The sequence below is a fragment of the Pauljensenia sp. UMB3104 genome, from assembly GCF_030217285.1.
In the GTDB taxonomy this organism is placed as follows: domain Bacteria; phylum Actinomycetota; class Actinomycetes; order Actinomycetales; family Actinomycetaceae; genus Pauljensenia.
On record NZ_JASONN010000355.1, the window covers coordinates 1 to 264 of the forward strand.

At 63.3% G+C, this 264-nt stretch carries 1 protein-coding gene; it reads right to left on the reverse strand.

The features are described 5' to 3' along the window. A partial coding sequence (locus QP415_RS13995) for a PspC domain-containing protein (protein ID WP_442953492.1) occupies nt 1-177 on the reverse strand: 177 nt, incomplete at its 3' end. Nucleotides 178-264: the final 87 nt, after the last annotated feature.

Consider the following 264-nt stretch of genomic DNA (forward strand, 5'->3'; position numbering starts at 1 on the left):
TGATCGGCTTGTGCGCCTGCCGCGGTCCACCTGCATGGTGACGGCGAACCAGACGTACAGGAGAATGCCGATTCCCACCGTGCACAACAACAGGCAGATCGCGCGGACGGTCCATACATGTAATCCGATATGGACGCTAATGCCGGAGCAGACGCCGGCCAGGATCGGACGCGGCATGGCCTGTGAGGAATGTGTGGCGCGGATCAGCGGTGGACGTGAGGAGTCATGGCGGGCAGGCGGAATCCACCCGTTGTCGCGCTCACG